The organism is Gemmatimonadota bacterium, assembly GCA_026706345.1.
GTDB lineage: Bacteria > JAAXHH01 > JAAXHH01 > JAAXHH01 > JAAXHH01 > JAAXHH01.
In genome coordinates, this window is record JAPOYX010000227.1 from 1 (window position 1) to 8,341 (window position 8,341).

General features: G+C 59.8%; 8 protein-coding genes. All 8 read right to left on the bottom strand.

All coding sequences use genetic code 11. The features are described 5' to 3' along the window. Window positions 1-2,125: sodium-translocating pyrophosphatase (locus OXG98_16105; protein MCY3773531.1), on the bottom strand; the 2,125-nt coding region annotated here is incomplete at its 3' end. A gap of 191 nt (window positions 2,126-2,316) precedes the next feature. Then, window positions 2,317-3,057: a TonB family protein gene (locus OXG98_16110; protein MCY3773532.1), complete on the bottom strand. Its 741-nt coding sequence runs from the start codon at window positions 3,055-3,057 to the stop codon at window positions 2,317-2,319. Continuing rightward, window positions 3,054-3,572 carry a biopolymer transporter ExbD gene (locus OXG98_16115; GenBank protein ID MCY3773533.1) on the bottom strand — a complete coding sequence of 173 codons (519 nt, stop codon included), beginning with the start codon at window positions 3,570-3,572 and terminating at the stop codon, window positions 3,054-3,056. Before OXG98_16115 ends, OXG98_16110 begins: the two co-directional genes overlap by 4 nt. Before the next feature lie 6 nt (window positions 3,573-3,578). Beyond that, window positions 3,579-4,067 carry a biopolymer transporter ExbD gene (locus OXG98_16120; GenBank protein ID MCY3773534.1) on the bottom strand — a complete coding sequence of 163 codons (489 nt, stop codon included), beginning with the start codon at window positions 4,065-4,067 and terminating at the stop codon, window positions 3,579-3,581. 27 nt (window positions 4,068-4,094) lie between these two features. Next, on the bottom strand, window positions 4,095-4,790 hold the full coding sequence (locus tag OXG98_16125) for a MotA/TolQ/ExbB proton channel family protein (GenBank protein ID MCY3773535.1): 696 nt from the start codon (window positions 4,788-4,790) through the stop codon (window positions 4,095-4,097). A gap of 306 nt (window positions 4,791-5,096) precedes the next feature. After that, on the bottom strand, window positions 5,097-7,094 hold the full coding sequence (locus OXG98_16130; GenBank protein MCY3773536.1) for a tetratricopeptide repeat protein: 1,998 nt from the start codon (window positions 7,092-7,094) through the stop codon (window positions 5,097-5,099). A 78-nt stretch (window positions 7,095-7,172) separates the two neighbouring features. After that, on the bottom strand, window positions 7,173-8,108 hold the full coding sequence (locus tag OXG98_16135) for a substrate-binding domain-containing protein (protein ID MCY3773537.1): 936 nt from the start codon (window positions 8,106-8,108) through the stop codon (window positions 7,173-7,175). Beyond that, window positions 8,087-8,341 (bottom strand): hypothetical protein (locus tag OXG98_16140; protein ID MCY3773538.1); only part of this gene is annotated, 255 nt, incomplete at its 5' end. The genes OXG98_16140 and OXG98_16135, both read right to left, overlap by 22 nt.

Consider the following 8,341-nt stretch of genomic DNA (forward strand, 5'->3'; position numbering starts at 1 on the left):
ACACCACCGACATCAGCTTGATCAGGATGTTTAGCGAAGGTCCGGACGTGTCCTTGAAGTGATCGCCGACGGTGTCGCCCACGACCGCGGCCTTGTGGGCCTCCGAACCCTTCTCGTATCGAACACCGTCGATGGTCAGCCCTTCTTCGATCATCTTCTTCGCGTTGTCCCATGCGCCGCCCGCGTTGGCCTGGAAGATGGCCATCAGTACGCCGCAGACGGTGACGCCGGCCAGAAGACCGCCGAGCGTCTCGGGACCGAAGATGAATCCAACGGCGACGGGTGTCAATACGGCCAGCAGCCCGGGAAGGACCATCCGCCGGATGGCCGCCTTGGTGGAAATCTCCACGCATTTCGCGTACTCGGGCTTGCCGCTGGCCGCCTCGAAGACGTCCCGGTCCTCCTGCGTCCAGTCTCCTTCGTCCACCCCGTCATTCTTCTTCATTACCGACAGCGCGGCCTTAAGCTCCGGGATGGCGTTGAACTGCCGCCTTACTTCTTCAATCATGGCCATCGCCGCCTGTCCCACGGCATTCATGGCGAGCGCGGAAAAGAGGAACGGGAGCATGCCGCCCACGAAGAGTCCCGCCATGACGCGGGGATTGGCGATGTCGATACTCGAAATGCCCACCTGCACCATGTAGGCCGCGAAGAGCGCCAGCGCGGTCAGGGCCGCGGAGCCGATGGCGAAGCCCTTGCCGATGGCCGCGGTCGTATTGCCCACCGCGTCGAGCTTGTCGGTCCGCTGCCGGACCTCGGGGGGCAACTCGGCCATCTCGGCGACGCCGCCCGCGTTGTCGGAAATGGGACCGTAGGCGTCCACCGCCAGCTGGATCCCCGTGTTGGAAAGCATGCCCAGGGCCGCCATGGCGATCCCGTACAGCCCGGCGAAGTAATAGGCGCCCATGATGCCCGCGGCGATGATCAGGATGGGGATGGCCGTGGACCGCATGCCGATACCCAGGCCCGCTATGATGTTGGTGGCGGTACCCGTAACGGACTGTCTTGAAATAGACGTAACCGGACCGGTATGGGTTCCCGTGTAGTGTTCGGTGATCAGCCCGATGCCGAGCCCGGCCAGCAGGCCGATCGTCGCCGCGATGAAGACGCCCAGGCTCGTGTAGGTCTCGCCGCCCAGGGTGAAGTCGCCGGGCAACAGATAGTCGATGAGCAGGTACATGACGGCGACCATGATGGCGGAAGAGCCGAATTCGCCCTTGTTCAGCCCGGACTGGGGATTGCCGCCCTCCTTGACCGAGACCATGAAGGTGCCGAGGATCGAGATGATGATGCCCGCGCCCGCGATGATCAGGGGCAGCGTGATGAAGACCGGGTCGTATACGCCCGCGACGAGGATGCCTGCGCCAAGGACCATGGACCCGACGATGGACCCCACGTAGGACTCGAACAGATCGGCACCCATACCGGCCACGTCGCCCACATTGTCACCCACGTTGTCGGCGATGGCCGCCGGATTGAGGGGGTGGTCCTCGGGAATCCCGGCCTCCACCTTGCCCACCAGGTCGGCGCCCACGTCGGCCGCCTTGGTATAGATTCCTCCGCCCACGCGGGCGAAGAGGGCGATCGACGAGGCGCCCAGCGAGAATCCTGAAATGACGTTCAGGACCCGGCCGATGCCGGATTCGTCAATGCCGAAGAGACCCGTGTAGAGAATGAACAGGCCGCCGAGACCGAGTACGCCCAGTCCCACCACGTTCAGTCCCATGACCGACCCGCCGGCAAAGGCCACGTGCAGCGCCTGGGCCAGACCGGTCCGCGCCGCGTGGGTCGTCCGGGTATTGGCCCGTATAGCCACGCGCATGCCCAGGAACCCGGCCAGACCGGAGGCCAGCGCACCGGTGACGAAGGAGAGCGCGATGAGGGCGCTGGACTCGACTTTTCCCATGTTCGCCACAGCCAGCAGCGCGGCCACGACCACGACGAAGATCGCCAGGACACGGTACTCCGCCTTGAGGAAGGCCATCGCGCCCTCGGAAATGCTGGCGCCGATGGATTTCATCTTATCGGTTCCCTCATCCTGTCCGTTTATCCAGGCCGTCCTCCAGATGGCGTAAATCAATCCCAGCAGGCCCGCGCCGATCACACCGTACATCAACTCGTTCATATTCCGAAACCTTCTCCCTTGAAATCAGTCTCCCTTGAATAACGCGCAACCGTTACTCGATCGGCAGATGAATGTAATGCGAACGTCCACACACACAGAGGGCGGGTCTGGAACCCGCCCTCTGTTCTACCAAAACTGCCAGAAGGTATGCGCCGCAACGACAACCCGTTGGCGACGCTTAAAAACCGACCTCAGCGTAATCTGAATACCACGGATTGCGCAACCCATACGGCTACCGGCCGGTTATTCTGGATCGCGGGCGTGTAGATCGTCCGCCTGATTGCTTCAATCGCCGCTTCATCCAGGCCGGCACCGACGCCCCTTGCGAGTCGCGTTTCACGAACCCTGCCTTCCTTGTCGACCAGTATCCTGACGATCACGGTACCTTCTATGCCCGCCTTGCGGGCAAGTTCCGGATATTCAGGCGAGATCGGCGTAGTTGGCTTGGGACCGACCTCGAAGGGCACAAAGGCATCAGGCGGAGGCAGCGCATCATCCTCAATGGCGATATTCTCTTCCTCCGGCGCCTCGATGATGATGTTCTCTTCCTCGATGTCCTGGATCACCGGTGCGATGCTCTGGCTCATCTCGGTCTGCGTGGCGATCGTCATCTCCGCGGATACTTCGGCGTCATCCACGGGTTCCGGTATGCCGATCACCGGCTGCGAAGGCGCCTCCACCGGCACCTCGGGCATTTCCGGCGCGTCGGTGAGCGCCGGCGGCGGCCCCAGATCGGCGTACGTCACGATCGTGGTCGCGTACTGCCGGCCCCTCTCCTGATACCACCAGACGCCCCAGTAGGTACCCAGGGCAATCAGGTGAATGATTACGGCTGCGAGGATGCCCCGCTTGGCGTTCCTCTGGTAGAAGAACTTGATCGGGGATTCTTTCTTCAGAGGAAAATGTTCGACGCTGAGCAGCGATCCGATCATGAGCCAAACACCTCCTCGTACTTATCCTGCTCCAGGACCGTTATGCTGAAACGGTCGATGGCGCCCAACTGCAGTTCGTCCATGACATTGACCATCTGCTCGTAGGGACTCGTGCGCTGTATCATCACCAGGGTCACCAGCTTGGATTCGCCGTCATGCTCCTCGGCGTTCTCCGTTTCCTTTTCCTTGATGAAGTCCTGGACGTCTTCCAGCACCAACTCCTCCGGCGTCATGTCCCGGCCGATCTGCCAGAACATGCGGTCGTCGTCCAGCATGTAGATCAGCAGCACGTTCGATTCCGCGATCTCGACCTTGTCGTCCTTGTCGGGCGGAATGTTGAGCTCCATGGTCTGCGGCGCCCTGAATACCGTGGTGACCATGAAGAAGATGAGCAGGAGGAATGCGATGTCCACCATGGGCGTCATGTCGATGAAGATCTGGTCGCGCGGCTTTTTCTTCTTGGCGCCTTCCTTCTTCCTGTCGCTGGCTTTCTGAGTGCCCTGGACAGCTGCCATGTGTCATCACCTCCTTACCAGGTCGTGGTTGACCGGTCGCAGGCTGGTCGGCTCATCGTCAGACGACGACCCGCCGTCGTCCTCGAAATTGGTCACCAGATTGAACCGGGTGTTGTTTGTTTTCTGGAGGATCTCCATCATGTCGCTGATAACGCCGAACTCGGCATCCTTGTGCGCCTTGATGGCGATTCGCAGCCTGGGGTTGCGGATTCGCGCTTCCACCAGCGCCCTCTCCATGTCCGACATCTCGATCGACACCTCGGGCTGGGGCTCCAGCCGCCAGAACAGGCTGTTCTCGGGTCTTGGACCGACCGTCAGGATCACGACGTCCGATTCAGGCAACTTGATCACCGAATGCGATTCGGGCAGAAGAATGGGAATCGATTCCGGGGCCTTGAACTGGGTCGTGGCCATGAAGAAGATGAGCAGCAGGAAGGCGATGTCCACCATCGGCGTCATGTCGATCATCACCGGCTTGTGTTTTCCGTGCGCCATATCTTAAGACTCCTTAATGCCGCCCGATTAGGCCCGGCCGGTAAGAATGGCCAGGACTTCCTGTGCCACTTCGTCGACGGCGTAGGTGAACATGTCCACCTTGTTGACGAAGTAGTTGTACGCTACGATACCCATGATGGCCGCGGCCAGCCCGCCCGCCGTGTTGATCAGCGCTTCGGAGATGCCGAGCGCGAGTTGAATGGCGTCCGGCGCACCTTCGTTGGCCATGGCGGCAAAGGCGCGGATCATGCCGATCGTCGTTCCGAGCAGCCCCACCAGCGTGGCGATGGTGGCGATGGTCTGCAGCGCGATCAGGTTGCGTTCGAGCAGCGGAGTCTCCAGGGCGTTGGCTTCGTCGAAGGCCCGCTTGATCTCCTGCACCTGCCGGTCGCTCGTCAGGTTCTCATCGGCGATGGTCTCGAAACGCTCGAGGCCTGCGCGCAGCACGTTCGCCATGGTACCCTGCTGAGCATTGCACAGGTTGACCGCCCGGGTGACATCATTGTTGCGGATCGCCCCCATGGCGTCCTTGAGAAAGGCCACCTGCGACCGCTTCCCGCGGGCTTTCTTCAGCGTCAGCGAACGCTCTATGATGAAGGTGATGTCCAGCATGGTGAGCACCATGAGGCCGATAACCACCGGTCCGCCGTCCTTTACGAACTGGGGTAGGAAGTACTCGAAAATGATGTAGGAAACAATAAAGCAAAGGACGATGATGATCATGATAAAGGCGCCTGGCCGCATATCAATTTCTCCTTAAACTTTGTTCTGTTGCGATAGTGAACGAAATACCAGAAGCAATCATCTCACAGTGAACTAATCCCTGCCAGATAAACCGAGAAACTGCCGTGCTGAAACGAGTCCTTTTAACTGCGGCGGGACAAACGCCTTGCTTGACCACCACCTTTCCATCCGTGTCCTGTGTGTCGCCTGCGAACAGGCGCATGTTTTGATATCCGTATGCCGAAATATCCGTATGCCGAAACCCCGACTGCCGACAGCACAGTGGGGCCGTAGTATGCCCGATTCTCAATCACCCTGCAATTGCTCGTAGATCTCCCGCACGGTGTTCAACTGCTCCCGCGCCCTTCCATTGTTCGGGTCCAGCTTCAGGCACTCCCTGTAGTGGCGGATCGCCGGGCCGAGCTGTTGGGAATTCGTATAGGCCTGGGCGAGCAGGAGATGGTAGGAAGCCTCGTCCGGTTTCAACTCGATGGCCTTCCGAAGCCGGCCGATGGCACCGCCCCAGTCCTCGTTCATTACCCGATCGAATCCAAGCCGGTAATAGGCTTCGTGATCGGAAGGATCGATTTCGAGCACGCGCTGAAGCGTCGTGCGCGCGTTTGAAAAGTCCTCCAGAATCAAGTATGCCGTACCCAGGTATTTCAACGGTTGGAGAATGGACTTGGGATCTTCTTCAGCCTCTTCGGCCTTGAGGTTCAGGGCCTGCGACAATGCGTCCCGGGCGACCGCTCCTTCGCTGGCCACCAGTCCGGCGATACCCATGTTCAGAAAGGCCGTGTAGGATGTACTGTCATGGGAAACCTTGGCGCGGTACATGTCTATCGAAGCGGCGTAGATCTCGGACCGCTGGTCCCGCTCGACGTTGCGGCCCTCGCCGTAGATTTCCCGGCCGAGATTGTAGTACACATTGCTGAGCGTTCGTTCCACCCGTTCGTCTTCCGCCGCCTGTATCGCCGGCTCCAGCACCGCTTTGACGGCCGTCACGGCCTGCGCGTACTGTCCCTGCTTGATGAACGAACGTCCGTAGTAGGCGTAGGGATTCTGATCAGTTGGATTGACCCTGATAGCCTCTTCGAGGTACGGAATGGCCTCCTCGTACTTCTCCTGGTCGAAATAAACCAGCGCCAGCTGGATGTAGGGCTTCTCCGACGAACCGTCCAGTTCGATGGATTTCTTCAGACTGGCGATGCCCTCGTCGTACAGGCCCACCTCCGGTTGCGTCTGTACCCAGCCCAGGCTGTAATGCAACTCCGCGTTGTCCGCGTTCTGCATCAGGGCTTCCTTGTAGGCGTTGACCGCCTCCGTGTACATGCCTTCCGCTACCAGGCCGTCCCCCATAGGCAGATAGGCTTCGACCTTGCCCGGGTCCAGTTCGACGGTCTTCATGTAGTGAGGCACGGCCATCTTGATCCGTCTTGTCTTGTTGAGCGACTCGGCCAGCATGAAATAGGCTTCGGGGTTGGTCTGGTCGAGGGCAACGTATTTTTCCAGCGGTTCGACGACAAGAGGATACCGTTCGGCGACGAACTGGATGAACCCCTGCTGGTACCAGGCGTCCTGCAGGGTGGGATCGAGTTCGGTTGCTTTCTGGAATCCGGCGAAGGACTCGTTCCACTGCCGCGCCTTGAAATGCAACTGGCCGATGCGGTAATAGGTCATGGCCGCGTCCGGGGAATCGGGCTGCATGGCGAGGGCCTGCCGGTAGTTGGTAATCGCCAGTCCCCAGACGTTCTGAGCCTCGTAAACGTCGCCCAGCCCCCGCACGTACAGCGGGTTCTGCGGGTCGACCCCACGAGCCCTGGTGAAGAGTACCATGGCGCTCTGCAGGTCATCCTGGGCAATGGCCAACTGCCCCTGGGCATAGAAGAATCTTGCGTCTTTCTCCTTGGTGCGCTTCAGGCCTTCCCGGATCGACTTCTCCGCTTCCTTGAACTGGCCCTTCTCGATCTGCAGCAGACTTAGCTCGAACCGGGCGTCGTGGTTTTTCTTCTGCTGGTCCACGGAGATGAGGAATTCAGACAGCGCCTCGTCGTTGTGCCCCTGCCGCTTGAGCGCCATGCCGAGCAGGTAATGGGCGTCCGTATTCTTCTTCCCGTTGCTCAGCACATCACGGAGCATGGAAATGGCTTCGTCGTAATTCCCGCCGTCGTAGGCCGCCCGGGCGGCGCCCACGCTTTGCGCTTCCACCGTGGCCGGCGCTCCGGCCAGACCGGCCAGCAACAGCACGCCCAAGGCGAGGAAGACGCCGCGGCAGTTCCTGCGGTACACTCCTGCGATCCACATTATCGATACCTCCTGTTATGCTATCGATTCAAGCGAAGAAGCCCAGGTCCGTGATGCGACATGGGCGTCCTCGTTCAGTCATTCCGTCAGCTTGACCACCCTGACCGGCATGGTCGCCGGTACGATTCCTCCATCGATTGCGAGCTGCTGTCCCTTTACCGCGGTCAGGAAGGTTACGAATCCCGAGACCAGATTTACGTCGAAGGACGAGCTTTTAAAATAACACAATACAAACGGACGGCGCAGCGGATAGAGTTTCTTATGTGCCTTGTTCGGTTCTTCCAGGATCTTGTTCTGAGTAGGCAGTATATATTGACCGCCTTCCTCTTCAGCCACGCGGATAATCTTGTAGTACCCCATCGTCTGGGCGTGGGTCGTCATCAGCAGGCCCGTGATTCCGATCGCTCCGGGATGGCTGCCGGCCAGGCCCGTCAAAACGGCCATCGTGCTGCAGGGATAAACGCCGGCGCCATATTCCGAATCACCGAGCACGCGATCCTGAAAGACTTCGTATGTACCGGAATTCCGATCCCTGACCAGGGGACGGATCAGAACGTCCCTGCCACCTGCCTCCCGCCAGTTGGTAATCTTTCCCGTGTAAATGTCCTTCAACTGCCCCACGGTCAGTTCGTCGACGGGATTGTCTCCATGAAGGATAACCACGAGGGCGTCGTGAGCTACCGTCCTGGTGACAAACTGGCGCTCTCCGGTCGACAGAGCCGCGATCTCCGTCTCGTTCGGCTCCCGGGACATCACCGCCATGCGGCTCCGGCCCTCGGCAAGGTCCACCAGCGCTTCCCGCGAAGTCGTCCGGCCCACGTCGACGAAGGCTTCGTTGTACGTCAGTTCGAACTTCTGCGCCGATTTTTCTATGTAGGGAAAGGCGACCTCCGCGCTGGCTACTCTGATGTAGCCCTTTGTCGCGGTTTCATCGGGCTCACTGCAACCTGCCGCGAGTACGAGACAGGCTGTGGCCATGCACGCTGCCAGGTTTAGGATCCCGAGCTTTTCCATGAATCATCCTCTAGGATCGAACGGGTTTCCTGAGTCCTCTTTTCGGAGTAATAGGCTGAAAAGAACCTGAAAACCCCGTACAGGATGAGCACGCTGCCGAATACCAGCCTCAATTGTTCCGTCTGAATGAAGACTGTCAGGAGATTTCCGGTCACGACCAGCACGCCGGTCACAACCATCGCCACCGCGACAAGGTAGCCGAGGAACTGCCGACATGGAGTGGAACGAACCAT

Coding starts and splice junctions, on each gene's coding strand:
- OXG98_16135 (MCY3773537.1), bottom strand. CDS start 8,108: ATGGAAAAGCTCGGGATCCTAAACCTGGCAGCGTGCATGGCCACAGCC.
- OXG98_16120 (MCY3773534.1), bottom strand. CDS start 4,067: ATGGCGCACGGAAAACACAAGCCGGTGATGATCGACATGACGCCGATG.
- OXG98_16115 (MCY3773533.1), bottom strand. CDS start 3,572: ATGGCAGCTGTCCAGGGCACTCAGAAAGCCAGCGACAGGAAGAAGGAA.
- OXG98_16130 (MCY3773536.1), bottom strand. CDS start 7,094: ATGTGGATCGCAGGAGTGTACCGCAGGAACTGCCGCGGCGTCTTCCTC.
- OXG98_16110 (MCY3773532.1), bottom strand. CDS start 3,057: ATGATCGGATCGCTGCTCAGCGTCGAACATTTTCCTCTGAAGAAAGAA.
- OXG98_16125 (MCY3773535.1), bottom strand. CDS start 4,790: ATGATCATCATCGTCCTTTGCTTTATTGTTTCCTACATCATTTTCGAG.